Consider the following 24,696-nt stretch of genomic DNA (forward strand, 5'->3'; position numbering starts at 1 on the left):
CGCGTAGGTCAATGAGTTAGACGGAGGGCGCCACGGCGGCCGTGCGGGACGAATGGTGCTGCGACGAGTCTGGCGATGCGCCCGACGCCTCTTCAGCCAACTCGATCTCCCCTTCGAAGACGGTGGCCGCGGGGCCGGCCATCAGCAGCGGCGCGCCGGGTTGCGCGATGTCCCACGTGATCGTCAGGTCGCCGCCGTGCGTGTGCACGAGCACCGGCGAATCCAGCAGCCCGCGCCGGATGCCGGCCGCGACCGCCGCGCACGCGCCGGTGCCGCACGCGAGCGTTTCGCCCGCGCCGCGTTCGTAGACGCGCAGCCTGATCTCGTTGCGGTTGACGATCTGCATGAAGCCCGCGTTGACCCGCTGCGGGAAGCGCGTGTGCCGCTCGATGGCCGGACCTTCGACGAGCACCGGGAACGCCTCGGCATCGTCGACGACCTGCACCGCGTGCGGGTTGCCCATCGACACCACCGACATCCAGCGCGTCGTGCCGTTCACGTCGAGCGGCCAGAGCGTATCCGCGCCTTCGCGGCGGCCTTGCAGACCTTTGGTCGCGAACGGCACGAGTTCGGGATCGAACACGGGCGTGCCCATGTCGACGATCACTTCGCCGTTGTCCTGCATCGTCAGCGTGATCGTGCCTTTCTGGACTTGCACGCGCACGCTGCGCTGGTCGGTGAGGCCGCGCTCGCGCACGAACTTGACGAAGCAGCGCGCGCCGTTGCCGCAATGTTCGACCTCGCCGCCGTCGCAATTGAAGATGCGATATCTGAAATCGACACCTTCGACGGTCGGCTTTTCGACCAGCAGCAGCTGGTCGGCACCGACGCCGAAATGGCGGTTCGCGAGCGCGCGCACCTGCGCCGTGGTCAGATCAAGCGGTTGGGTATAGCCGTCGAGCACGACGAAGTCGTTGCCCGCGCCGTGCATTTTGGTGAATTTGAGCTTCACGTTTTCCGTGTATCCGTTGCTGCGTAGGGCTTCGCGCGTGCGGGCGGAGCCGAAAATCCGGGCCTTGGCGGCTGTTGGGTGAATCACCCATTCGAGCCGTGCTGGGCCAATAGCAGATGATACACGTTGGCCCATCGGAAACGGTATGGCGGGCAAGCGGCCGGGATGCCGCTTCATGTCCACCAATCGACGGACTCCGATTGCCGGGAGCAGATCCCGGCGCCGTCTTCAATACACCCCCGGCACTCCCGGCGGCCGCGTCTTGAACCGCTTGTGCACCCAGTAATACTGCTCGGGCATCAGCGGAATCTGCTCTTCGAGAAATTCGTTCATGCGTCGCGCATCGGCGTCATCATCGCCGGTCGGATAGTTGGCCCAAGGCTTGAAGACTTTGAGCCGGTAGCCCTTGTAGTTCGGCAGGACTTCGCCGATGAACGGGACGACCTGCGCGTGCCCGACCTTCGCGAGTCGGCCGACCGCGGTCAGCGTGCAGGTCGGCACGCCGAAGAACGGCACGAAGGTCGAATTGCGCGCGCCGTAGTCCATATCCGCGCCCAGCATCACCGGTTTGCGTTCGCGCAGCCAGCGCAGCACGACGCGCGCGCTGTCGGCGCGGCTTGCCATGTCGGCGCCGAAACGCGCGCGCGCCGCTTTCGCGATTTCCTCGAGCTCCTGATTCGACATCGGCTGATACAGCGAGCCGCACTGGCGCTTCAGTGAGTAATTCAGAAAAATCGAACCGGCCTCGATGCCGACGAAATGAAAGCCGAGAAAGAGTGTCGGCGGCAGGTTCGGGTCGGTCAGGTCGATTGCGCTGTCGAGCTGGATCAGCTTCTCGAGCTTCTTCGCCGAGCCGAACCACTGCACGCTGCGCTCGAGATAGCTGCGGATCGCGTGACGGAAGTGCTTCTGCGCGACGTCCTCGCGGCGCTCGTCGCTCCAGTCGGGGAAGCACAGCTTCAGATTCGTATGAACGATGCGCTTGCGACGGCTCGGGATTTGATAGAGCAGCCAGCCGAGCCCGTCGCCGAGACGGGCCACGAATCCATACGGCAATAAGGCAAAGAGTTTGAGCAGCCCGATCGCGAGCTTCGCGCCGTAACGGCTCAGCATGCAGCCTCCGGGCGCGCGGCGCTGCTGGGGGCGGGATTTGGGGGGGCGGAAAAATTGGCGTGATACCGCACTCGTGGACACTCTGTGACATTCAAGGGAAGTCGCTATAATAAGGGCTTCGCCGAGTTAATAGACAACTTGCGGGGCGAAGCCGGCGGGTGCGGTCCATGGGTTCCATGGGTTGCGTCCATCGGTAAGGTAATCCGCTAAAGCGTCGCCGCTTCAGACTCCCGAAGTCGGCTACGTGGAACGCAACCGTAACCACTAACAGGAGTCTGCAACGTGGCAAACGACTATCTCTTTACTTCCGAATCCGTTTCCGAAGGCCATCCCGACAAAGTCGCGGACCAGATCTCGGATGCGATCCTCGACGCCATCCTCGCTCAAGACAAGTACTCGCGTGTCGCGGCCGAAACGCTGTGCAACACGGGTCTCGTCGTGCTGGCCGGTGAAATCACCACCACCGCGAACGTCGACTACATCCAGATCGCGCGCAACACGATCAAGCGCATCGGCTACGACAACACCGACTACGGCATCGACTACCGCGGCTGCGCGGTGCTCGTCGCCTACGACAAGCAGTCGCCGGACATCGCCCAGGGCGTGGACCGCGCGCACGACAACAACCTTGATCAAGGCGCAGGCGACCAGGGCCTGATGTTCGGTTACGCGTGCGAAGAAACGCCGGAACTGATGCCGCTGCCGATCCACCTGTCGCACCGTCTCGTCGAGCGTCAGGCGAATCTGCGCCGCGACGGCCGTTTGCCCTGGCTGCGTCCGGATGCGAAGTCGCAGGTCACCGTGCGCTACGTCGACGGCAAGCCGCATTCGATCGACACGGTCGTGCTGTCCACGCAGCATGCGCCGGACATCTCGCTTGAGGCGCTGCGCGAAGCGGTGATCGAAGAAGTGATCAAGCCGACGCTTCCGGCCGAGCTGATCAAGGGTGACGTCAAGTACCTCGTGAACCCGACCGGTCGCTTCGTGATCGGCGGTCCGCAGGGCGATTGCGGTCTGACGGGCCGCAAGATCATCGTCGATACGTACGGCGGCGCTGCACCGCACGGTGGCGGTGCGTTCTCGGGCAAGGACCCGTCGAAGGTCGACCGCTCGGCAGCTTACGCCGGCCGTTACGTTGCGAAGAACATCGTGGCCGCGGGCCTCGCGTCGCGCTGCCTGATCCAGGTGTCGTACGCGATCGGCGTCGCTCAGCCGACCTCGGTGATGGTCAACACGTTCGGCACCGGCCGCGTGTCGGATGCGACGATCACGGAACTCGTGCGTCAGCATTTCGACCTGCGTCCGAAGGGCATCATCCAGATGCTCGACCTGCTGCGCCCGGTGTACGAGAAGAGCGCGGCGTATGGCCACTTCGGCCGCGAAGAGCCGGAATTCACGTGGGAAGCCACCGACAAGGCGCTCGCACTCGCCGAAGCGGCAGGCACCGAGCCGGTCGCGGCAATCGCGTAACTAGCGCGTAACAAGCAGCGCGTAACAAGCGCAAGTCGCTTGTTACGCGATAGCAAAAGAAAAACCCCGCCGGCGTGAGCCCGGCGGGGTTTTTCTTTGTCCGTCGATCACGGAGCGATGCCGTCGCGCTCGAAGTCCTGCGCTGCTCGAAGACAGCACAGCGGCGAACGCGCAGCCGGTCAGCAGATCAGCGGTCTAGCCACTCAACGCGCAACTGCAACTCACCGGCTCGCAAAAGCAAACGCAAACCACCCGCTGCTGCTCGTCGACAGCCGACGCGGTCGGCGGCTCGCAGGCGTGTGCACCGCCGGCGCGCGTTTCGCAACCGCGAGGCGCAGCGGTGTCGGTTTGCGCAGCAGCGTACGCAGCGACAGACGGCGTGTGCCGCTCTGCTGGCGTAGCGCCGAGAAGAACGTGTGGAACCAGGTGCGAAAGCCGTCGACGGCTTTCGCGTCACGCCATTGCTCGCCGAGCGCGCGGGTGCGCGCGGCATGGTGACGCAGCGCCCGCATCATATGACGGCGCGCGGGACGCGCCGCTTTCAGCGCGGCGCGGGTAAGACGGGTGCTCAAAAGAGTATGCATGGCTTCACATTTAGGCAATGAACCGCACGTCGGCGCGTGCATCGGATGTGCACGGACAAACAGCACCATATGTGCCAATGACGGGGTTGCGATGAACGGCCTGAAAGCCGGAAACTCGGTGCGAGTCGTGTCGCGGGAACTCACGACGCGAAACACGGCGCGCAGCGCAGCGAAGGTACAACGCGGAGAAACCGACGGCACGAGCCTTGACGGCCTGCGCCCAATTGAGAACTGCGTAAGCGGCGATCGACATGCGAGAAGGCTACACGGGAATCGTGACGTCAGAAAGTCGGGTTAGTACCCTGCGAGATCGAATTCCCTGTGGATCGAATCGTCGCCGACACCAATCTGGTCTCACTTTTGACGGGCGATTTACGTGCATATTTGCCCAGCAAATGTGCGATGCGGGTGCGCCGCGCGCCTGAAACCGGTGCATTGGCGCGCCGCGAAATAACGCACCCCGATCGCGCCCGTTTTACAATCGAACATCAGTTAGTCGACAGTAACGGAACGCCATGTCACTCCATTCGAAGAAAGAGCAGATTCAAACGTTGCGGGAGCAGGGTTTTGTAGTCGTGCCAGGACTCGTGTCGCCCGAGCGTTGCGACGAGCTGAAGCGGATCGCACAGCGGCAGCTGCAGGTAGCGGCAGCGCCGATCGAATTCGAAGCGGATCTGAAGTATCCGGGCGCGCCGTCATCGAAGGATGCGCCGGGCGGACATACGGTGCGGCGCTTGCTCGATGCATACGGTCGTCACCCCGCATTCGCGCAATGGGCGACCGCGCCCGAAATCCGTGGCTGGATGGAACTGTATTTTGGCGAGGAGCCGCGACTGTCCCGCGCGCATCACAACTGCATGATGACGAAGCACCCCGCGTACGGCAGCCTGACCGGCTGGCATCGCGACGTGCGTTACTGGTCGTTCGAGCGCGACGATCTGGTGTCGGTGTGGCTCGCAGTCGGCCCGGAGACCATCGATAACGGCGCGCTGTGGTTCGTGCCGCACTCGCACGGCGCCGCCTTCACGTCCGACCGTTTCGACGAAGCGAAATTTTTCCGCACGGATCTCGCCGAGAACGAGGCGGCGATCCGCACCGCGGTGTCGCCGGAGCTGAAGACCGGCGACGTGGTGTTCTTCCACTGCAACACGCTGCACTCGGCCGGCAAGAATCTCAGCGATCAGGTGAAGTTCTCGCTGGTGTTCACCTATCACGGCGTAAGCAACGTGCCGCTGCCCGGCACGCGCTCGGCTGCGAAGCCCGAGATCGCGTTCTAGTCGTTTCGGTCGCGGGCCTCGCGCGGACGCTCAGCGCTTGCGCCCCGACATCGCGATTCCCGTCAGCCCGGCGAGCGTCGCCACCACGCCCGCGACGATCAGCACGATCGCCTTGTTGCTCGGCGAACCGGTAAAGAAGCGCGACACGTCGCTGCTCACCGAATTGAACGCCTGCCCGCCGAAATACAGCAGCACGATGCCGCCGACAATCAGCGCGATCGAAATCGCCTTCGCCATCTGCACCTCCCATCAACTTGAACCGGCCAGAGTGTAGGTGAGCCGCGCGTGCTCGTCCATCCCGCATACTGGGTGCCTGCAAGCGCCGCGTCGATTGGCTAACATAGCGGTCTAGCCGCACCACGGCGACATCACGACAATAAATCCCCCGAGCAGCACGCCTCCCGCAACGCGCGAATCCTCACGCCCGCAATTCTCGGGCGATCTCATCGACAAGGACACTAGCAATGGCTTACGAAGCAGCTTCAGAACGCTATTCGGACATGCAATACCGCGTCTGCGGCAAGTCGGGTCTCAAATTGCCGGCGCTGTCGCTCGGCCTGTGGCACAACTTCGGCGACACCACGCCGATCTCGACGCAGCGTGACATTCTGCGCACGGCCTTCGACCTCGGCATCACGCACTTCGATCTGGCGAACAACTACGGCCCGCCGTATGGCAGCGCGGAAACCAATTTCGGGCGTCTGTTCAAGGACGATTTCAAACCGTACCGCGACGAGCTGCTGATCTCGTCGAAGGCCGGCTGGGATATGTGGCCGGGTCCGTACGGCCAGGGCGGCGGCTCGCGCAAGTACGTGCTCGCGAGTCTCGATCAGAGCCTGAAGCGCATGGGCCTCGAATACGTCGACATCTTCTATTCGCATCGCTTCGACGCGCACACGCCGCTCGAAGAAACAGCGGGCGCATTGGCGAGCGCGGTGCAGCAGGGCAAGGCGCTCTACATCGGCATCTCGTCGTACTCGTCGGCGAAGACGCGCGAAATGACGAAGCTGCTCGCCGAATACAAGGTGCCGCTGCTGATCCATCAGCCGTCGTACAACATGCTGAACCGCTGGATCGAACACGACCTGCTCGATACGCTCGACGAAGTCGGCGCTGGCGCGATCGCATTCACGCCGCTCGCGCAAGGGCTGTTGACCGGCAAGTACCTGAACGGCGTGCCGGCCGATGCGCGCGTCAACAAGCCGGGCGGCGGTTCGCTGAAAGACGAGCATCTGAGCCCGCAGAACATCGAGCACGTGAGGAAGCTCAACGACATCGCGCAGCGCCGTGGTCAGAGCCTCGCGCAGATGGCGCTCGCGTGGGCGTTGCGCGATCAGCGCGTGACCTCGGTGCTGATCGGCGCGAGCCGCGCGGAGCAGGTGCGCGAGAACGTCGGCGCGCTGAAGAACCTCGCGTTCTCGGCCGACGAACTCGCCGAAATCGATCGCTATGCGACCGAAGGTGGGATCAATCTGTGGGAAAAGCCGTCGACGGATCAGGCGATCTGATCGCGTGACAAGCCGTCCGCGCAACAGGCGGATGGAACGAAGGGCAAAACGAAGCCGCACGCTCGGCGTGCGGCTTTTTCGTTGGTACTTCGCCGCGCTCTATACGAGCGCCGGCAGACCCTCGACCAGCGCCACCGCGCACATCACACCGATCAGCGCGCCCAGCACACGCAGCGCGTTGTGACGCAACTCGGTTTTGCAGGGCAGCGCGCCGACGAATAGCGCACCCGCCAACGCCATCGGAATGACCAGGATGAAATCGCCGATCGTAAAGTACGTCATCTTCGTCTCCTCCCATGCGGGATGGTCGCTATGTCGTTCCGGCAGAGGCTGCGGCTTTGAAATCATGCAGTACCAGTGCACTAATCGAGTATAGGAGACTGATGGAGCGGCGCGACGGCGCAAGCGTGCGCGTCGGCGCTTATTCGCAAGCTGCTGAACCCCGGCGCAGCAGGCATGCGGCGATTGGCGCGGCGCAACAAAACACGCCGGGAAGTATCAAGCGTTCGCTTACGCAAGCCTTTCGTTTTTCGCCGATCCACGCGGACTGGGTGACCGCGTGCGGCTATTCGCGTCCGCGCAAGTGCCTCGCGGCGATCAAGCCGATCGCGAGCAGCGCACCGACCAGCCCGACGACCCCGTTCCAGCCGTGACCGGCCCACACGTGGCCGCCATACGAGCCGATCAGGCTCGAGCCGATGTAGTACGCGAGCAGATACAGCGCCGCGGCCTGGCCTTTTGCATCTTTCGCCAGACGCCCGACCCAGCCGCTCGCGACCGAATGCCCGGCAAAGAACCCGAACGTCACGCATGCGATCCCGGTCGCGACCGCCGCGAGCGGATGCAGCATCGTCAGCGCGAGGCCGAACACCATCAGCAGCAGGCTCCCGATCAGCACGCGCGCGCGGCCGAACGTATCGGCCATGCGCCCGGACCACGGCGACGCGACCACCCCGACCAGATAGACGATAAAGATCGCGCCGATCTCCGTCTGATTCAGCCGATACGGCGGCGCCAGCAGCCGGTAGCCGATGTAGTTGTACAGCGTGACGAAGCTGCCCATCAGCACGAAGCCGAGCAGGAACAGCAGCGGCAGGCCCGGTCGCGTGAACTGCCGCAACAGCAACGTGCGGTGATGCGCGAAGCCGAGGCCGCGGCGCGGCACGAAATGGCGCGACGGCGGCAGCAATGCGCGGAACGCGAGCATCGACAGCAGGCCGAGCACGCCGATCGTGCCGATTGCGACGCGCCATGAAAACAGATCCGCAACCACGCCGGTGATCACCCGCCCAGCCATGCCGCCGATCGCCGTGCCGCCGACGTACAAACCCATCGCGAGACCGAGGCCATCCGGATGCACTTCCTCCGCGAGATAAGCCATCGCGACGGCCGGCACGCCGCCGAGCGCGAGCCCTTCGAGCGTGCGCAGAATGAGCAACTGATTCCAGTGCGGCGCGACCGATACGCCAATCGTCAGCACCGACGACACCGTCAGCGACAGCGTCATCAGCTTGTGCCGGCTCCAACCCTCGGAGACGAAACCCGCGACGAAAATCGCCAGTGCGAGCGCCGCGGTGGATAGCGACAGCGACAGACTGCTTTGCGCCGGTGTCACGTTGAACGCTTCGGAGAACGACGGCAGCAGCGGCTGCACGCAGTAGAGCAGCGAGAAGGTCGCATAGCCGGCGAACAGCAGCGCGAGGCTGGCACGCCAGTACGCGCGCGAACCGCGTTCCAGAAAGGGGATGTCCGACACGCTGGTGGTGCGGGTGGAAGCTGCTGAAGCTGCTAGGGGGGAGGGAACGGCAGATGCAGTCCGCTGGGATTGCGGCGGCAGGGTCACAACTGAACTCCTTGGGTCACACGGAAACGCGCAAAGACGTTAAGGATACGCTGAAAACGCGTTTCGAGCCGGTGGCGTGGGCAACGCGGCGCGCCGCGTTGCCCACAGCATGTCGCGCGCCCGTCTTCCGTCGCTAGCCGTGCGCCCCGGCGTCGCTGGCCGGCGTCGGCGCCGGCGCCGGCGCCTGCGTCGCCCCCGAAGTCGCCGTCGACGGATGTACAAGCGCATCGTCGCCCGGCAGTACCGACGTATCCCAGCCCCCGCCGAGCGCCTTCACGAGCGCGACGCTCGCGGCCATCCGGCGGCGTGCGATCGACACCGCGTTGCGCTCGTTGGTGAGCGTGGTCGTCTGCGCGACGACCACGTCGAGATAGGTGATCGCGCCGTTCCGGTAGCGGTCCGACACGACCGCGAGCGAGCGCCGCGCGGCCGCGACCGCGTCGTCCTGTGCGGCCGCTTCTTGTTCCAGCACGCGCAGCGCGGCCAGATTGTCCTCGACCTGGCCGAACGCGTTCAGCACCGTTTGCCGATATTGCGCGACGCTTTCGTCGTAGTGCGCGCGCGCCTGCTCCTTGACGGCCGCGCGGCCGCCGAAGTCGAGCAGCGTGCCGGCGAGCGTCGGCCCGAGCGACCACAGCCGGCTCGGCGCGAGCAGCCACTGGCTATAGTTGGTCGCCTCGAGTCCGCCCGTCACGGCCAGCACGAGGTTCGGGAAAAACGCCGCGGTGGCCACGCCGATCTGCGCGTTCATCGCGGCGACGTGCCGCTCGGCCGCAGCGATATCGGGACGCCGCTCGAGCAATCCGGACGGCACGCCGGCCGTGGCGATCACCGGCACCGCGACCAGTGGCGCGACCGGCAGCGTGAAGGTCGACGGCGGCTGGCCGATCAGGATCGCGATCGCATGTTCGAGCTGCGCGCGCTGAACGCCGAGGTCGAGCGCCTGCGCCTGGGTCGTCTTCAGCTGGGTTTGCGCCTGCGCGACGTCGGCATCGGTCGCGATGCCGCCGGTGAAGCGATGCTGCGTCAGTTCGAGCGCCTCCTGGTAGGCCTTGATCGTGTCGTCGAGGAGTCGGCGCTCCTGATCGAGTCCGCGCAGCTCGAAGTAATCGGTGGCGAGCTCGGCCTGCATCGACAGCAGCGCGGCGTCGAGGTCGGCGGCGCTCGCTTGCGCGCCAGCTTTCGCGCCTTCGACGCTGCGCGACACACGGCCCCACAGGTCGGGTTCCCACGACGCGTCGACCTGCACCAGATAGTCGTTCAGCGCGAGACCGGCGGTCGATTTATGCAGCACGTTCTCCGAGGACCGCGTGCGCGAATACTGGACGCCCGCGGTGACTACCGGGAAGAATTGCGAGCGATATTGCGCGACGCTCGCGCGCGCCGCGCGAAAGCGCGCCTCGGCGGCCTGCACGTCCTGGTTCGCGCTTGCGACCTGCGGTTCGAGTGCATCGAGCGATGCGTCGCCGTAGATGCGCCACCACGCGCCTCGCGTGAGCGTGTCGGCCGGTTGCGCGGGCTTCCAGCCGGTGCCTTCGAGTTCGCGCCAGGTCGCGGGTGTGACGGCGGCGGGCTTCACGTAGTCGGGGCCGACGGTGCAGGCGCCGAGCGCGCCGGCGAGAGCCAGCGCGACTGCCGAGGCGCGAATGGAATCGCTCGCCGACCCGCGCGCGAATTCAGCCGATGACGCCAGCGCGCGCCGCATAACCGACATCTTCATGATCACGTCCTCGCGCCCGGCCGCGCGCCGCCTTGCGCCGCCGGCGAGCTGGCCGCCGCACCGGCCGCCCCAGCCGCACCTTCCGAAGCCGCACCGTCTTCCGCCTTGCGCGGCACGATCCGTACCGGCGCGCCATCGACGATCGAATCCTGCGGATTCAGGATCACCTGCTCATTGCCCTGCAGACCCGCCACGATCGCGACGCGCGTGCCGAAGTCCGTGCCGAGTGACACCGGCAGCAGCTTCACCTTGTGCTGCGGATCGACGGTCGCGACCTTGACGCCGTCGGGACGGAACAGCAGCGCGTTGCCCGGCAGCGTGAACGACGCCGTGCCCGCGCCGAGCGCGAAATGCACCTGCGCGTACGCGCCCGGCAACAGCTCGCCGCTGCGATTGTCGACGTCGACCTCGACGAGCATCGTGCGCTGCTGCGGATCGACCGCGCCCGCAGTGCGCGCGACCATACCCGGGTAGTGCCGCGACGGCGTCTCGGTCAGCGTCAGAAACGCGCTTTGCTGCGCGCGCACCTGCTGCGCGTACGCTTGCGGCACGTTTACATAGACGCGCAGCCGGTCCGCCTGCGCGACATGAAACAGTTCCTTCGCGGGGCCGCCCGAGCTGCCCGCGTCGATCAGCGCGCCGACGTCGACGTTGCGCGCGGTCACGGTACCGTCGAACGGCGCATAGACCTTCTGGAACGACTGGGTCTTTTCGAGTCGGGCGACGTTGAAACGCGCGGCGTCGAGCGTGGCCTTTTTCGCGAGCATGTCGCCGACTTTTTCGTCGGTCTCCTGCTTCGACACCGACTTGCTCCTGAACATATCCGTCCAGCGATCCGCGGTGCTCTTCGCCAGCGCGTAATTCGCTTCGGCGTTCGCGAGATCGGCGCGGGCGGCGCGCAACTGGTCGTCGATTTCGGGCGTGTCGATTTCCGCGAGCAACTGGCCGCTCTTCACGCGCGCGCCGATGTCGGCGTACCACTTCTTCAGATAACCGTTGGTGCGCGCGTAGATCGGCGTGTCGAGGAAGGCCTGGACGTTGCCGGGCAACGTCAGATCGAACCCGGCTGACGACTTTTGCGGCTGCACGACTTCGACGCTCATCTGGCTCGTGTGCTCGGCATCGCGTTCGAGCGCCGCATGCGCATCGTGGCGCGACCAGATGCCTTGCGCGGCGAGCGCGAGCACCGCGACGGCGGCGGCAATCATGATCAGGCGCGTGCGTCGCGCTTTCGCCGGATCATGCGCGGCGTGGCCGCCGTCGCCAGAGCCTGAACCCGAGCCGCCGGGACGTTGTGCTTCCATCAAACTTCCCCTTCGAAATTGCATGGGCAGTCGATGCTGCCTCTTGTGTCGTGGCATCGCATGATGCGCGTGCCGGCTGGTACGGTCATCGCGTTCCGGATGTTCATGGCTTCTGCACCACATGTTCCGCGGCGCGCTGATGCCGCGCCGCGAGCCGTCGATAGATCATCGAGAACACGACCGGCACGAAGATCAGCGTGGCCAGCGTGCCGACCGCGAGCCCGCCGATCACCGCGCGCCCGAGCGGCGCATTCTGCTCGCCGCCTTCGCCGAGACCGATCGCCATCGGCACCATGCCGATCACCATCGCGAGCGCGGTCATCAGCACCGGGCGGAAACGCGTGAAGCCTGCTTCAATCGCCGCGCGGGTCGCGTCGCCGTGCAGCAGCAGTTGTTCGCGCGCGAAGCTGATCACCAGAATCGAGTTCGCGGTCGCGATGCCGATACACATGATCGCGCCGGTGAGGGCGGGGATCGACAGCGTGGTGTGGGTGAGAAACAGCATCCACACGATGCCCGCCAGCGCGCCCGGCAGCGCCGTGATGATGATGAACGGATCGAGCCACGACTGGAAATTGACGACGATCAGCAAATACACGAGCAGCACCGCGAACAGCAGACCGGCGAGCAGGCCCGAGAACGACTCGTTCATCGTTTGCACCTGGCCGCGGAGTTCGATCCTCGAGCTCTTCGGCAGCTCGGCTTTCGATTCGTCGATGATCTTGCGGATGTCGTCGGACACGCCGCCGAGATCGCGGCCGTCGGCGGTGCCGTAGATGTCGATCGTGGTTTGCGCGTTGTAGTGCGTGAGCACCGCGTTGCTGGCTTCTCGGCGCATCGTCGCGAGCGAGCCGAGAATGTTGTTGCGCCCGTTGGCGTTCAACGGAATGTTCGCGAGCGATTGCAGCGAATCGATCGTGTATTGCGGCGCTTCCGTGATCACGTTGTAGCTGACGCCATTGCGCGGATTGAGCCAGAACGTCGGCGTGGTCTGCTGGCTGCCCGACAGCGTGATCAGCAGATTGCTCGCGATATCGCGCTGCGAAAAGCCCGCTTGCTGCGCCCGCGTGCGATCGACGTCGATGAAGATCCGCGGCAGATCGGCGGGCTGCTGGATGCGCGCATCGACGAGGCCCGGCACCGTGCGCAGACGGTTCAGCAGCTTCGCGGCGAACGCACGATTGGCGGCCACCTCACGGCCGACGATCTGGATATCGATCGCCGACGGCATGCCGAAATTGAGCGTCTGACTGACGATATCGGCCGGCAGAAACGCAAACTGCACGCCGGGGAATTCGTCGGTGAGCGTGCGCCGCAATGTGCGCACATAGCCGGCGCTCGGATGATGTTCGGGGTTCAGCGTGATCAGGATGTCCGAGTCGGAGGTGCCGATCGTGCCCGTGTTGCTGTACGACAGGTTGATACCCGACACCGGCAGGCCGATGTTGTCGATGATCGAATGCAGTTCACCGGCCGGAATCAGCTGACGGATGCGCGCATCGACGCGATCGGTCAGCACCGCGGTTTCCTCGACCCGCATGCCGGTTTTCGCGCGCATGTGCAGCGCGATCGTGCCGGCATCGACGGCAGGGAAAAAGTCGCGGCCGATAAACGGCAGCAACAGCAGCGACGCGCCACAGCACACGAGAAACAGCGTGACGAACAGGCCCGGCCGCGCGACACGCGCTTCGAGAAACCCGCGATAGCGCTCGCGCAAACGCGAGAAACCGCGCTCGAACGCATAGTGCACGCGCATGAACGGATTGCGTGTTTGCGCCGGCGCGTGATGCAGATCAGCAGGCTTGTGGTGATAGCGCAGCAGATATTTCGCGAGCGTCGGCACGAGCGTACGCGAGAAGAAGTATGACGCGAGCATCGCGAAGACCACCGCTTCGGCGAGCGGAATGAACAGATAGTGCGCGACACCGGTGAGCAGAAACATCGGCACGAACACGATACAGATCGACAACGTCGACACGAGCGTCGGAATCGCGATCTGATGCGCGCCGTCGAGAATCGCCTGTTCGAGCGTCTTGCCCTGTTCGAGCTGATGGCTGATGTTCTCGATCGCAACGGTCGCATCGTCGACGAGAATCCCGACCGCGAGCGCGAGCCCGCCGAGCGTCATGATGTTGATCGTCTGACCGAGCGCGGACAACGCGATGATCGACGTGATCATCGACAACGGAATCGATACCGCGATGATCAGCGTCGCGCGCCAGTTGCCGAGGAACAGCAGAATCATCAGGCCCGTCAGGCACGCGGCGATCAGCGCCTCACGCAGCACGCCCTCCACCGATGCGCGCACGAACAGCGACTGGTCGGCGACAGGGTCGATATTCAGCGACGGCGGCACCAGATTGCGCAGCGTCGGCATCATCGTCTTGATGCGATCGACGATATCGAGCGTGGACGTATTGCCGCTTTTGTTGATCGTCAGCAGCGCGGCACGCTGGCCGTTCACGCGCACGATGTTGGTCTGCGGCTGGTAGCCGTCGCGCACGTGCGCGACGTCGCGGATAAAGATGGTGCCGTTTGCGGTGGTGCGGATCGGAATGTTGTTCAGCCCCGCGAGCGAATCGGGGCTGCCGTTCATTACCACCGAGTACTCGGTCGAGCCGATTTTCGCGGTGCCCGAAGGCAGAATCAGGTTCTGCGCGGAAACCGCGCTGACCACGTCCATCGGCGACAGATTGCGCTCTTGCAGCTTGCGCGAATCGATATCGATCATGATCTGCCGTTGCTTGCCGCCATACGGCAGCGGCGCGGATGCACCCGGCACTGTGGCGAGCTGCGTCTTCAGGAAGTTATTGCCGAAGTCGAACAGTTCCTGCTCGGTCAGCGACGCGGACGACAACGCGAGCCGCAAAATCGGCACCGTCGACGCGTTGTAGCGCAGGATGAACGGCGGCGTGATGCCGGGCGGCAGCGAGCGCACTTGCGACTGCGACAGCGCGGTGACCTGCGCGAGCGCTTCGTCGATATTCGCGCCCGGCTGGAAAAAGATCTTGATGACCGTGATGCCGTTCAGCGACGTCGATTCCGTGTGTTCGATGTCGTTGACCGCCACCGACAAGCCGCGCTCGTAGTTCAGCGCGATGCGCCGCTCCATTTCGTCGGCGGGCAGGCCGTTGTACGACCAGATCACCGACAGCACCGGAATATCGATGTTCGGAAAGATGTCGGTGGGCGTGCGCAGAATCGTCAACGGTCCGACGATCAGCAACAGCAAAGCCAGCACGACGAACGTATAGGGGCGCCGTAGCGCGAGACGAACGATCCACATGACTAGCGCAGACTCATGAAATCAGCGGCGGCCGCGCCGCGCGGATCGGAAACGGAGGCGCGCCCGTCGGCGCGAAGGCAGGTGCGAAGCTGCGCGTTACCCGCATCTTGCAGATCGTTCTGGCAATGCACGTTTTTGATGTCTCCCCCCGCAGGGTTTATGATGGTCTTCATTACGACGTCTGAAGCCGAGATCATCGGCTGTGCGCAGCGTAATGGGAATAGGGCGAAACGACTGGTGAAAGCCTTCTATTCGCCTTCCCAAAGCCCCGCAAAGCGGGAACAATGACTCGAACCTCTCACGCGCCACGCGCGCGACAGATTAAGTGCGCACGCAACGTCCAATGCGAAGCGGCGTTTTTATCATCACCTCGACCGGCGTGAAATCATAAAGCCGGCTAAGGGAAGCGGGGAATTATCATGCAAGTCGGTTCCATTGTCCGATCGGTACATATCGCCGTGCCGCAAGGCGCGCGCGGAATCGTCATGCGCATTCTTGGCGACATGGCGATGGTGGCGTGGTACGCCGGCGAACCCGGCGCATCGCGGCAGCTCAATACCGAACCCTTTTTCCTCGAAGATCTGATCGATACCGGCGACCTGATACGTCCGGCCGGCGCGCAGACGCATTGAACGAGAGGCTTATCTGTTGCTCATTGCCGTTGTGTGACACGCAGGAGTGGGCTGTAGTGATGTTGTAAGGTGAGATCGGCTCGCCAGCATCGCTGCGGGTCGATGCGCGCGTCGATTCACGGCGCGCCGCAAATCAGCCCGTATTTCTAGCGATGCCACGCACGCATTGCGAGCCGTCGCTCTCGTCTTTACCCGCGGCGCGGCGCACAATGCGGGGCATGAACGACACCATTCCCGATAATTCCCATCCCCAGGCCGGCGCCGATGGCGCCGTGCCGTTCGCGCGGCTCACGCCGGAAACCGTGCTGGACGCGATCGACGGCGTGCTCGCAACGTCCGGCGTGCGGACCGACGGCCGTCTGCTGCCGCTCAACAGCTATGAAAATCGCGTGTATCAGGTCGGCGTCGAAGACGGCCCGCCCGTGGTCGCGAAGTTCTATCGTCCTGAGCGCTGGAGCGACGCGGCGATTCTCGAAGAGCACGCGTTCGTCGCCGAACTCGCCGCGCGCGAGATTCCGGCCGTGCCCGCGCGCGTGCTGGATGGCCGCACACTGCATAGCTTCGACGGTTTCCGCTTCTCGGTCTTCGAGCGACGCGGAGGTCGTGCGCCGGATCTCGACCGGCGCGACACGCTCGAATGGCTCGGACGTTTCATCGGGCGCATTCATGCAATCGGGCAGACCCAGGACTACGCGGAACGCCCCGCGCTGAACATCGATACGTTCGGCTACGAGCCGCGCGACTTCCTGCTCGCGCATCGTTTCGTGCCCGACGACCTGCGCACCGCGTGGGAAACCGTCGTGAATCTCGCGCTCGAAGGCGTCGCGCGTGCGTTCGAGCGGGCTGGCGAGATTCGCACCTTGCGTCTGCACGGCGACTGTCACCCGAGCAACGTGCTGTGGACCGATGCGGGCCCGCATTTCGTCGATTTCGACGACAGCCGCATGGGTCCCGCAATTCAGGACCTGTGGCTGCTGTTGCCGGGCGAACGCGCGGAGGCGTCGCGCGCGCTCGCCGATCTGCTCGCCGGCTACGAGGATTTCTGCGAGTTCGAGCCGCGCGAACTGTATTTGATCGAAGCGCTGCGCACGTTGCGGCTGATTCACTATCAAGCGTGGCTCGCGCGCCGCTGGGATGATCCGGCGTTTCCGGCCGCGTTTCCGTGGTTCAACACACAGCGCTACTGGGAAGATCGCATCCTCGAGATGCGCGAGCAGATCGGCGCGATGCAGGAAGGGCCGTTGTGGCCGGTTTAACGTGTTGACGTGTTGACGGTCAAGGCGCCTGCGACGCCACATTCGACGACTCCACCAACGTCGATCTGACGATCACCTGCGCGCGTACGTCCCGCCCGATCGCTTCGATCGCGGGACGCATGCGCGTGAAATCATCGGGCGTGCAGACGTCGCTGTCGAAATGGGTGGCGCCGTCGCGCGTCATCGTGACCACGTTGCTGAGCGGATCGAACGCGTACTCCGACGTGTAATCGACGAAGCGGTCCTGCGTGCGTTGCGCCTCCGGCATGTCGAGCACGCGGAAGTTGGCCGGCAGTTCGATGCGCGCGCGTTCGTGGATCGCGAGGTTGTGGCATACGAACGGCTGCGTGCGCTTGCGTTCCCCGAGCCAGTAGCGCGTATCGGCTTCGACGCCGCCACCGAGGCTCGTCAAGGCCGGGATCGATGCGGTCATGCCGGTTACCACGAGACTTTCGAGCGTGCCTTTCATCGTCAGCGTGAGCGGGCCGTCGGCCGCGCTGAGGTCGCTCGTCGTCAGCGTCGCGGTGCCGCGCAGATTCACATTGCGCAACTCGGCCTGAATCGATTCCTCGCGTTGCGCGGGCGACTGCGTGCGCAGCCGCGCGCGGGCCTGCTCGGCGTACGGTCCGGCATCCTGCAGCCGATACGTGAAGCTCGCCGAGCCGTCCGGCTCGATCTTGATCGCGAGATCGGTGCTGCGCGACATCTGCGCGGTGGCCGGTGTTTGCGCGAGCACGCCGTCGTCGATCAATACGGTAGGACGGTCCATGTCGGATGAAGGCAGAAAACCGAATTCGACGTTCGACGCAGTCGAGTCTGCGTACATCTGCAAGTCGGGCAGCCACGTGATCGCGTGATTGATGACGCCGTAGCCCGGCACGCTCGGCAGCGTGTAGATCGTGCCGCTGCTGATCAGCGCCGGCTCGTTGCGCACGCCGACCGCGTCGAGCAGCGCGCCGTAGAGCGCGACGTGGTCCTTGCAATCGCCATAGCGGTTCGCGAGGATCGCGCTCGCGCTGTGCGGCACGACGGAGCCACGCCCGACGTAGATCGCGACATAGCGGATATTGCGGCGAACCCAGTCGTACAGCGTTTTGGCTTTGTCGTGCGCGGTGTGGTCGTGCGCGGTCAGTTGCTGCGCGAGCTGGGTGATCGCGGCGTCGTGCGTGCCCGGGTCGGCTGCGGAGCCGCGATAGGACGCGGCGAACGCGGCATAGCTCGGAAAGGTCGACACCATCAGCCGATCCCCGTACGACACGTACGCGACCGAGCCGCGTTCCAGCCGGTCGAAATGTGCCTTGTCGTAGCAGAATTCGTAGCGCGTGCGGCCGTCGCGCGTGATGGGCGTCACCGCGCTGAAGCCGCGCGCGTCCGCGTACAGCGGCTTGTCGGCGGGCAGGTCGTAGATCAGGCGGAAGTTGCGGGTCGGTGCGAGATCGGGCGGCGTGAAGTCGCTGAATTCCCCAGGCACGATCGGCTGACGCTGCGTCTTGCGGTACGTCAGGTGCACGCGCGCGCCGGGTTCGACCGCGGGGAATACGATCACCTTTTCCTGGATGTCCTGGAACATCGGCGCGTCGAACGAGCGGACTTCCTGCACGTCGCGGATCTGCTCGGGCGCTACGTCGTGACGCTTGCCGTCGGTGGTGACCGTGTAGGCCTCGAGAATCTGCACGTCGGCCATGTTGCGGTTGAACCAGACGTATTGCTGCGCGACCCGCTCGACGCCGGCTTCGTTGTTCACGTGTAGCGTCATCGAATCGAGCTTCGCATACGAGCCGTCAGCGTTGATGGTGAAGGTCTGCGTCTCGCCTTCGTTGGTGTAGGGGTCGTCCAGTTTGACCGGCACGCTCGCGCTCGCGGCATGAATGCCGGCCAGCCAGCCGGCGGAGGCAAGGACCACGAGGCAGAGTCGCATGACGGCAGGTATCCGGACGACGACGTTGACGGCATCGCCAGCTAGCGTCGTTTCGCGCCGCGCGGATGTCAAGCGGCTGGCGCGCATCTGGAAGCGATTCGAAGATTGCCCGGCGGGTATGCGCCGCGCGCCCACAGCGCCCCGACATTGAGCAATACACTTAACTGTGTAATGATAACGTTTCTCAATTGAAAGGCGTCGCAAGCTTTTCGTCACATTTGTCCTCCTCTGTGACTGCCAGCCAGCCCTTCACGCGGATCGCCCATCACAAGCTGGCCGATCCGCCTCTTCTCACTCGAATTCTTCCTACCGCTCTAGCCCGGAGTCCGTTTTGAACGCGCCTGAATCGATCGATTTGAAACCTACCGTCGCCGCGCCGGGCGTCGCTACGCCGGGCGCCGTCGCGCAACAGGCGCCGCGGCGGCAGCGTTCGCGTCGTGCGACCTTCATCAGGTGGCTGCGCAACGTGCATGGCTGGATCGGCTTGTGGGGCGCGGTGCTCGGGTTGATGTTCGGCGTGACCGGCTTCCTGCTCAATCATCGCGCCGGCCCGCTGAAAATATCGACGGGCGCGCCGCAGGTCGAGGAAATGCAGATCGCGGTGCCTGAGAAACCGCTGCACTCGCCGGGCGAAATGGCGAAGTGGCTGCAACGCGAACTGAAGATCGACGGCAAGCCGGGACGCGCGAAGCGCGAGCCCGCCCATCCGGTCGCGTGGGGCGATCACAGCACGATTCAGCCTGAGCAATGGCAGGTCGGCATCATGGGCCCGGGGCAGAGCGTGCAGGCCGAGTACTGGGTCGGCAATGGCTTCGTGACGGTGAAGCACACGCGCAACTCGTTCTTCGCGACGCTGAGCAATCTGCACAAGGGCGTGGGTCTCAGCGTCGGGTGGGTGCTGCTGATCGATACGATCGCGGGCAGCCTGATTCTGCTGTCGCTGACGGGCGTGCTGCTGTGGACCGAATTGAATAAACGCCGCGTGGTGGGCGTGGTGCTGGTGAGCGGCTCGGTGATCGCGGCGGTGGTTTGCGGTTTGATGTAAGCGTGGAAGGCACGTCGGGTGCCCTCCACCTCGTTGGTTGAACGCGGCAGGCTACACGCTGCAGGCGGCGCCACCCGACGCCGCAATCTCCCGCGCAGCCTTCGCGCCTTCGACCTGCAATAGCGTCGGCAGCGACACGCCATTCTTGGCCGCCGTCACCTCCGCCAGAATCGACACCGCGATCTCAGGCGGCGTCCTGCTGCCGATATATATGCCGACGGGCCCATGCAAACGGGCCAGTTCGGCTTCGTTCAGATCGAACTCCTTCAGCCGCTCCCGTCGCGCGTGATTGTTCCGGCGCGAGCCGAGCGCGCCGACGTAAAACGCCGGCGTCTTCAATGCTTCCATCAGCGCGAGATCGTCGAGCTTCGGATCGTGCGTGAGCGCGATCACCGCGCAGCGCTCGTCGAGCTTCATGTCGGTCACGGTATCGTCCGGCATCGTGCGGACGATCTTCGTGCCCGGCACGTCCCATTCCTCCGTGTATTCCTCGCGCGGATCGCAGACCGTCACCTGATAATCGAGACCCACCGCGATGTGGCACAGGTAGCGCGACAACTGCCCGGCGCCGATCACGAGCATCCGGTAGCGCGGGCCGTGGATCGTCAGCAGACGCTTATCGTCGAAATGCACACCGTCGGTCGCCTGCGCGTTGTCGAGCCGCACCGCGCCCGTCGCCATGTCGAGTTCACGCGCGACGAGCCGGCCATTTTCGACCGCGTGACACAATTCGGCGATGCCGCTTTGCCGTGTCAACGGTTCGAGCACGAGCTGGATCGTGCCGCCGCACGGCAGCCCGAAGCGATGCGCTTCCTCGGCCGTGATGCCGTACTTCACCGCTTCCGGATTCGTCTGCTCGATTCCCCGTTGCCGCACGCGGTCGATCAGATCGTCCTCGATGCAGCCGCCCGACACCGAGCCGACCACGAGGCCGTCGTCGCGCACCGCGAGCATCGCGCCCTCGGGACGCGGCGATGAGCCCCACGTCTTCACGACCGTCACGAGGAGCGCGCGATGTCCGTCCTCGAGCCAGCGGGCGCTGGTCTTCAGAACTTCGAGATCCACGCTGTCCATGATTTCTTCCCTTTCTTTGCTTCGCCGCCGGACTCGCCGTCCGCGGCCTCGTTCGATTCCGTTTGCTCAGACGCAGACGCTGACGCGGCTTCGGCTTCGGTATCCACCGAGGCGTCGCCGTCCGCTGCTTCCTCAGCGCTATTCTCACCCGAGAGCTGCGCACTCAAGCGCTTGAAAAACTCCCCGGCAATCTTGCGCGCCGCACCGTCGACGAGCCGCGAGCCGATCTGCGCGAGCTTGCCGCCGACCTGCGCGTTGGCGGTGTAGGAGAGCTTCGTCGCGGCATCGCCGTCGGCTTCAAGCGTGACCTGCGTATTGCCCTTGGCAAAACCCGCGGCGCCGCCCTGGCCTTCGAACACGATCGTGTAGGCGTTCGGTGCGTCGATATCGGTCAGTTGCATACGCCCCTTGAAGCGCGCCTTGACCGGGCCGACCGCCGCGCTCAGCGTGACCAGGTACGCGTTTTCGCCGTCCGGGTCGATGCTTTCACAACCGGGGATGCAAGCGCGCAGAATTTCGGTGTCGTTCAACGCGTCCCACGTTTGCTGCTGCGCGACCGGCAGCGTATGAGTTTCGCTCAATTCCATGACGTTGCTCCTGCGAGTGTCGTCGCGGCGACGGCGTGGCGAGGCGCGCGCGTCAATTGCGCGAGATCGCGGCCGAACGCTGCGAGACTGTCTAGATTATGAACCGGACGATGCGCGTCGACATACGGCAGGATCGCCTGCACGCCGCGCGCCTTCGGAGTGAAGCCGCTGAACCGCAGCAGCGGATTGAGCCACACGATGCGATGCGCGAAACGTGCGAGGCGTGCCATTTCGGTATCGAGCACGTCGATCGCTTCGTGATCGAGACCGTCGGTGACGAGCAGCACCGTCGCACGACCTGTGAGCACGCGGCGCGCCCAGCGTCGGTTGAATTCGGCGAGCGCCGCGCCGATGCGCGTGCCGCCCGACCAGTCGACCACCTGATCGCTGAGCGTCGCGATCGCGACGTCGGGATCGCGTTCGCGCAATGCGCGCGTCGCGTTGGTGAGCCGCGTGCCGAACAGAAACACCTGCAGACGTTCGCGCGACTGCAACAACGCGTGGCAGAAGTACAGCACCGCGCGCGAGTAGTTGCTCATCGAGCCGGAAATATCGAGCAGCAGCACGAGCGGCGGCTTGCGCTCGACCCTCGCGCGATACTTCCACACGGTCCAGTCGCCTCCGGCGCGCACCGCGTGCCGCGCGCTCGCGCGCAGGTCGGCATGCGTGCCGTGCGATGCCGCCTTCAGACGCCGCGTCGGTTCGGTGGCGAGCGGCAGCCGCTGGCCGCGGATCAGATGACGCAGCGTGCGCCATTCGTCCGCGCTCAGCGTGTCGAAATCGCGATGACGCAGGCGCTCTTCCGCGCTGAACGTCAACTGCGCATGCAGTTCGTGCTGCTCGGTTTCCTGCGGCGCATTCGGATGCGGCGACGGCGGCATGCGTACCGCGAGCGCATCGGCGAGACGGTTGTTGCGCTTCGGCGGCGGCAGCCCGTCGCGTACTTTCGGCAACAGCAGCGCGCGCAGCTTGCCTTCCCAATCGGGGTCGCGCCAGAACAGATCGAATGCGGCATTGAAGAGCTCGCGTTCGTCGGGCGCGGTGACGAGCAGCGCGGCAAGCGCCGCGCGCACGTCGTCGCGGCGGCCGAGATCGATCCACTGCAACGCGGCGAGCGCATCGACGGCTTGTGCGGGCGACATCGGCAAACCGGCGCCGCGCAGCACGCGCACGAAATGAACCACGTTGCGCGCGAGCATGGGCGCGGACTGCTGGTTCGCACCGTCGCGTCTGCCTATGCCGATGTCATTCGTCATGCCGGCGACCCTCACCCGGCCAGACACTGCGCGATCTGCGCGGCATCCACACGCGCGAGATCGTCCTGATACTTGAGCAGCACGCCGAGCGTGTTCTGCACCGATTGCGGATCGAGTTCCGTCACCGATAGCGCTTCGAGCGCGCGGCACCAGTCGATCGTTTCGGCGATGCCCGGTGCCTTGAACAGATCCATGCCGCGCAGCCGATGCACGAAGTCGACCGCGCGCCGCTGTAGTTGCGCCGACGTTTGCGGCGCGCGCGCGGCGACGATCTCGAGCTCGCGCTCGCGATCCGGATAGCCTATCCATTGATACAGACAGCGGCGCTTCAACGCGTCGTGCACTTCGCGCGTGCGGTTCGACGTCATGATGACGAGCGGCGGCTGTGACGCGCGTACGGTGCCGTACTCGGGAATCGATACCTGGAAATCCGAAAGCAGTTCGAGCAGGAACGCTTCGAACGGTTCGTCGGCGCGGTCGATTTCGTCGATCAGCAGCACGCGCCGCGCGCCGGGATGGTTTTCGTCCGGCATCAGTGCCTGTAGAAGCGGACGCTTCAGCAGGAATTCGCCGCGATACAGCGTGTCGTTGTCGGGGCGTTCGCCGCTCGCTTCGGCGAGCCGCAACGCCATGATCTGACGCGGGTAGTCCCACTCATAAAGCGCGCTCGCGGTGTCGAGTCCTTCATAGCATTGCAAGCGCAGCAGCGTGGTGCCGAGCATGCCGGCCGCCGCTTTCGCGAGTTCGGTCTTGCCGACACCCGGCTCGCCTTCGACGAACAGCGGCCGCTCCATGCGCAGCGCGAGATACAGCGCGGTCGCGAGTTCGCGGCTCGCGAAATAGCATTGGGCGGCGAGTTGGGCGAGGGTGTCGTCGATCGAAGCCGGCTGCATGGTGATCCTGAATCTGCGCGACTGGCCATGACGAGGCGTGGCGCGAGTGAAGAACGCAATGGGCGCGAGCTAGGCGTCGAACTCTCGCGCCCGCTCGCGAAGTGAACGAAGCTGGCTTGCGCGCGTCGTGATGCGCACGCGCGGCAAGCCGGGCAGCCTGGCGAGTACCGCTAGGCAGTTGCCTTCGTGACCGCGCGCGCGGCGAGCAGCGGAATCAGATGCGCGCGATATGCGGCGCTCGCGTGCATGTCTTCGTTCAACTCGTCGGGCGACACGCTGACCGCGCGTGCCGCCTCGGGCGTGAAGTTCGCCGACAGCGCGCTTTCGAGCTCAGGCACGCGAAATACCGACGGCGCCGCACCCGTCACCGCGACCCGCACGCCGCCTGCGGACTTCGCGACGAACACGCCGACTAGCGCGAAGTGCGAGGCCGGATTGCGGAATTTCTCGTACGCAGCCCGCTCGGGCACCGGAAACTCGACGGCGACGATCAGCTCGTCGGGCGCGAGCGCGGTCTCATACATGCCGACGAAGAAATCGCCCGAGGCGATGCGCCGCCGGTCCGTGACGATCGTCGCGTCGAGCCCCATCGCGGCGGCCGGGTAGCACGCGGCCGGATCGTTGTTCGCGAGCGAGCCACCGATCGTGCCGAGCGCGCGCACCTGGCGATCGCCGATGTTCGCGGCCAGCTCCGCCAGCGCGGGCAACACGCGCCGCACGTCCGCGTGTTCGGCGACGTCGGCATGGCAGACGGCCGCGCCGATCGTCACCTTGTTGGCGTCGACGCTGATCGTCTTCAGCGCGGGAATCCGCGTGACGTCGATCAGTTGCGACGGCTGCGCGAGACGCAGGCGCATCGTCGGCAGAAGGCTCTGGCCGCCGGCGAGGAACTTCGCGTCGCTGTCGGCGGTGAGGGCTGCGGCGGCCGCTTGCGGATCCGTCGCGCGTTGATACTCGAATGAATACATGTCGAATGCT

22 protein-coding genes are annotated in these 24,696 nt (G+C 65.0%); 6 read left to right on the top strand and 16 right to left on the bottom strand.

Annotated features, from left to right (window positions below):
- Positions 1–16: 16 nt before the first annotated feature.
- Positions 17–952: a diaminopimelate epimerase gene (gene dapF, locus GCT19_RS09190; RefSeq protein ID WP_026228974.1), complete on the bottom strand. Its 936-nt coding sequence runs from the start codon at positions 950–952 to the stop codon at positions 17–19.
- A 228-nt stretch (positions 953–1,180) separates the two neighbouring features.
- Positions 1,181–2,065, bottom strand: a complete 885-nt coding sequence (locus tag GCT19_RS09195) for a lipid A biosynthesis lauroyl acyltransferase (RefSeq protein ID WP_018436924.1) — start codon at positions 2,063–2,065, stop codon at positions 1,181–1,183.
- A gap of 282 nt (positions 2,066–2,347) precedes the next feature.
- Between GCT19_RS09195 and metK the strand changes: the two genes are divergently transcribed.
- Positions 2,348–3,535 (top strand): methionine adenosyltransferase, encoded by a 1,188-nt coding sequence (metK, locus tag GCT19_RS09200; RefSeq protein ID WP_013088085.1) that lies wholly within the window; start codon positions 2,348–2,350, stop codon positions 3,533–3,535.
- 221 nt (positions 3,536–3,756) lie between these two features.
- On the opposite strand, the gene GCT19_RS09205 is transcribed toward metK, so the two are convergent.
- The gene (locus GCT19_RS09205) at positions 3,757–4,119 is read right to left on the bottom strand and encodes a hypothetical protein (protein ID WP_035491836.1); all 363 of its coding nucleotides are present in this window, start codon (positions 4,117–4,119) and stop codon (positions 3,757–3,759) included.
- A gap of 515 nt (positions 4,120–4,634) precedes the next feature.
- Here GCT19_RS09205 and GCT19_RS09210 point away from each other — a divergent pair.
- On the top strand, positions 4,635–5,396 hold the full coding sequence (locus GCT19_RS09210) for a phytanoyl-CoA dioxygenase family protein (RefSeq protein ID WP_152851697.1): 762 nt from the start codon (positions 4,635–4,637) through the stop codon (positions 5,394–5,396).
- Positions 5,397–5,426: 30 nt separating this feature from the next.
- Here the strand turns inward: GCT19_RS09210 and GCT19_RS09215 are convergent, their stop codons facing one another.
- Complete coding sequence (locus tag GCT19_RS09215; RefSeq protein ID WP_152851698.1) at positions 5,427–5,633, bottom strand: DUF3185 family protein; 207 nt, start codon at positions 5,631–5,633, stop codon at positions 5,427–5,429.
- A 227-nt stretch (positions 5,634–5,860) separates the two neighbouring features.
- Between GCT19_RS09215 and mgrA the strand changes: the two genes are divergently transcribed.
- A complete protein-coding gene (gene mgrA, locus GCT19_RS09220) occupies positions 5,861–6,904 on the top strand; it encodes an L-glyceraldehyde 3-phosphate reductase (protein ID WP_018436920.1) in 1,044 nt (347 codons plus the stop codon).
- Between the two features lie 99 nt (positions 6,905–7,003).
- Here mgrA and GCT19_RS09225 read toward each other — a convergent pair whose 3' ends face one another.
- The 6 genes from GCT19_RS09225 to GCT19_RS09250 all read right to left on the bottom strand — a co-directional run bounded on the left by GCT19_RS09225 (position 7,004) and on the right by GCT19_RS09250 (position 15,254).
- A complete protein-coding gene (locus GCT19_RS09225; protein ID WP_008923386.1) occupies positions 7,004–7,186 on the bottom strand; it encodes a hypothetical protein in 183 nt (60 codons plus the stop codon).
- A 283-nt stretch (positions 7,187–7,469) separates the two neighbouring features.
- Positions 7,470–8,747, bottom strand: a complete 1,278-nt coding sequence (locus GCT19_RS09230) for an MFS transporter (protein ID WP_321576780.1) — start codon at positions 8,745–8,747, stop codon at positions 7,470–7,472.
- A gap of 133 nt (positions 8,748–8,880) precedes the next feature.
- Positions 8,881–10,452, bottom strand: coding sequence for an efflux transporter outer membrane subunit (locus tag GCT19_RS09235; RefSeq protein ID WP_051106783.1), 1,572 nt, complete (start codon positions 10,450–10,452; stop codon positions 8,881–8,883).
- Between the two features lie 17 nt (positions 10,453–10,469).
- Positions 10,470–11,771: an efflux RND transporter periplasmic adaptor subunit gene (locus GCT19_RS09240; RefSeq protein ID WP_152851699.1), complete on the bottom strand. Its 1,302-nt coding sequence runs from the start codon at positions 11,769–11,771 to the stop codon at positions 10,470–10,472.
- A gap of 103 nt (positions 11,772–11,874) precedes the next feature.
- Positions 11,875–15,057, bottom strand: a complete 3,183-nt coding sequence (locus GCT19_RS09245) for an efflux RND transporter permease subunit (RefSeq protein WP_152851700.1) — start codon at positions 15,055–15,057, stop codon at positions 11,875–11,877.
- 2 nt (positions 15,058–15,059) lie between these two features.
- Positions 15,060–15,254: a hypothetical protein gene (locus GCT19_RS09250; RefSeq protein WP_035491798.1), complete on the bottom strand. Its 195-nt coding sequence runs from the start codon at positions 15,252–15,254 to the stop codon at positions 15,060–15,062.
- Between the two features lie 222 nt (positions 15,255–15,476).
- Here GCT19_RS09250 and GCT19_RS09255 point away from each other — a divergent pair, with 222 nt between their 5' ends.
- Positions 15,477–15,689, top strand: a complete 213-nt coding sequence (locus GCT19_RS09255) for a hypothetical protein (protein ID WP_013088095.1) — start codon at positions 15,477–15,479, stop codon at positions 15,687–15,689.
- Between the two features lie 218 nt (positions 15,690–15,907).
- Complete coding sequence (locus tag GCT19_RS09260) at positions 15,908–16,945, top strand: serine/threonine protein kinase (RefSeq protein WP_152851701.1); 1,038 nt, start codon at positions 15,908–15,910, stop codon at positions 16,943–16,945.
- Positions 16,946–16,964: 19 nt separating this feature from the next.
- Here the strand turns inward: GCT19_RS09260 and GCT19_RS09265 are convergent, their stop codons facing one another.
- On the bottom strand, positions 16,965–18,863 hold the full coding sequence (locus GCT19_RS09265; RefSeq protein ID WP_152851702.1) for a DUF3857 domain-containing transglutaminase family protein: 1,899 nt from the start codon (positions 18,861–18,863) through the stop codon (positions 16,965–16,967).
- Positions 18,864–19,194: 331 nt separating this feature from the next.
- On the opposite strand from GCT19_RS09265, the gene GCT19_RS09270 reads away from it, so the two are divergent.
- Positions 19,195–19,908, top strand: coding sequence for a PepSY-associated TM helix domain-containing protein (locus GCT19_RS09270; protein WP_018436911.1), 714 nt, complete (start codon positions 19,195–19,197; stop codon positions 19,906–19,908).
- 51 nt (positions 19,909–19,959) lie between these two features.
- Here the strand turns inward: GCT19_RS09270 and GCT19_RS09275 are convergent, their stop codons facing one another.
- From GCT19_RS09275 to GCT19_RS09295, 5 genes are all read right to left on the bottom strand, one after another.
- Entirely contained in the window at positions 19,960–20,982 is a 1,023-nt protein-coding gene (locus GCT19_RS09275) for an XdhC family protein (RefSeq protein ID WP_018436910.1), read from the bottom strand.
- Entirely contained in the window at positions 20,955–21,569 is a 615-nt protein-coding gene (locus GCT19_RS09280; RefSeq protein ID WP_018436909.1) for a CoxG family protein, read from the bottom strand. Before GCT19_RS09280 ends, GCT19_RS09275 begins: the two co-directional genes overlap by 28 nt.
- Positions 21,560–22,825 carry a vWA domain-containing protein gene (locus GCT19_RS09285; RefSeq protein ID WP_152851703.1) on the bottom strand — a complete coding sequence of 422 codons (1,266 nt, stop codon included), beginning with the start codon at positions 22,823–22,825 and terminating at the stop codon, positions 21,560–21,562. Before GCT19_RS09285 ends, GCT19_RS09280 begins: the two co-directional genes overlap by 10 nt.
- Positions 22,826–22,836: 11 nt before the next feature.
- The gene (locus tag GCT19_RS09290; protein ID WP_018436907.1) at positions 22,837–23,718 is read right to left on the bottom strand and encodes an AAA family ATPase; all 882 of its coding nucleotides are present in this window, start codon (positions 23,716–23,718) and stop codon (positions 22,837–22,839) included.
- A gap of 170 nt (positions 23,719–23,888) precedes the next feature.
- Positions 23,889–24,686 (bottom strand): FAD binding domain-containing protein, encoded by a 798-nt coding sequence (locus tag GCT19_RS09295; RefSeq protein WP_018436906.1) that lies wholly within the window; start codon positions 24,684–24,686, stop codon positions 23,889–23,891.
- Between the last annotated feature and the right edge of the window lie 10 nt (positions 24,687–24,696).

The organism is Paraburkholderia atlantica, from assembly GCF_009362785.1.
Taxonomy (GTDB): Bacteria; Pseudomonadota; Gammaproteobacteria; order Burkholderiales; family Burkholderiaceae; genus Paraburkholderia; species Paraburkholderia atlantica.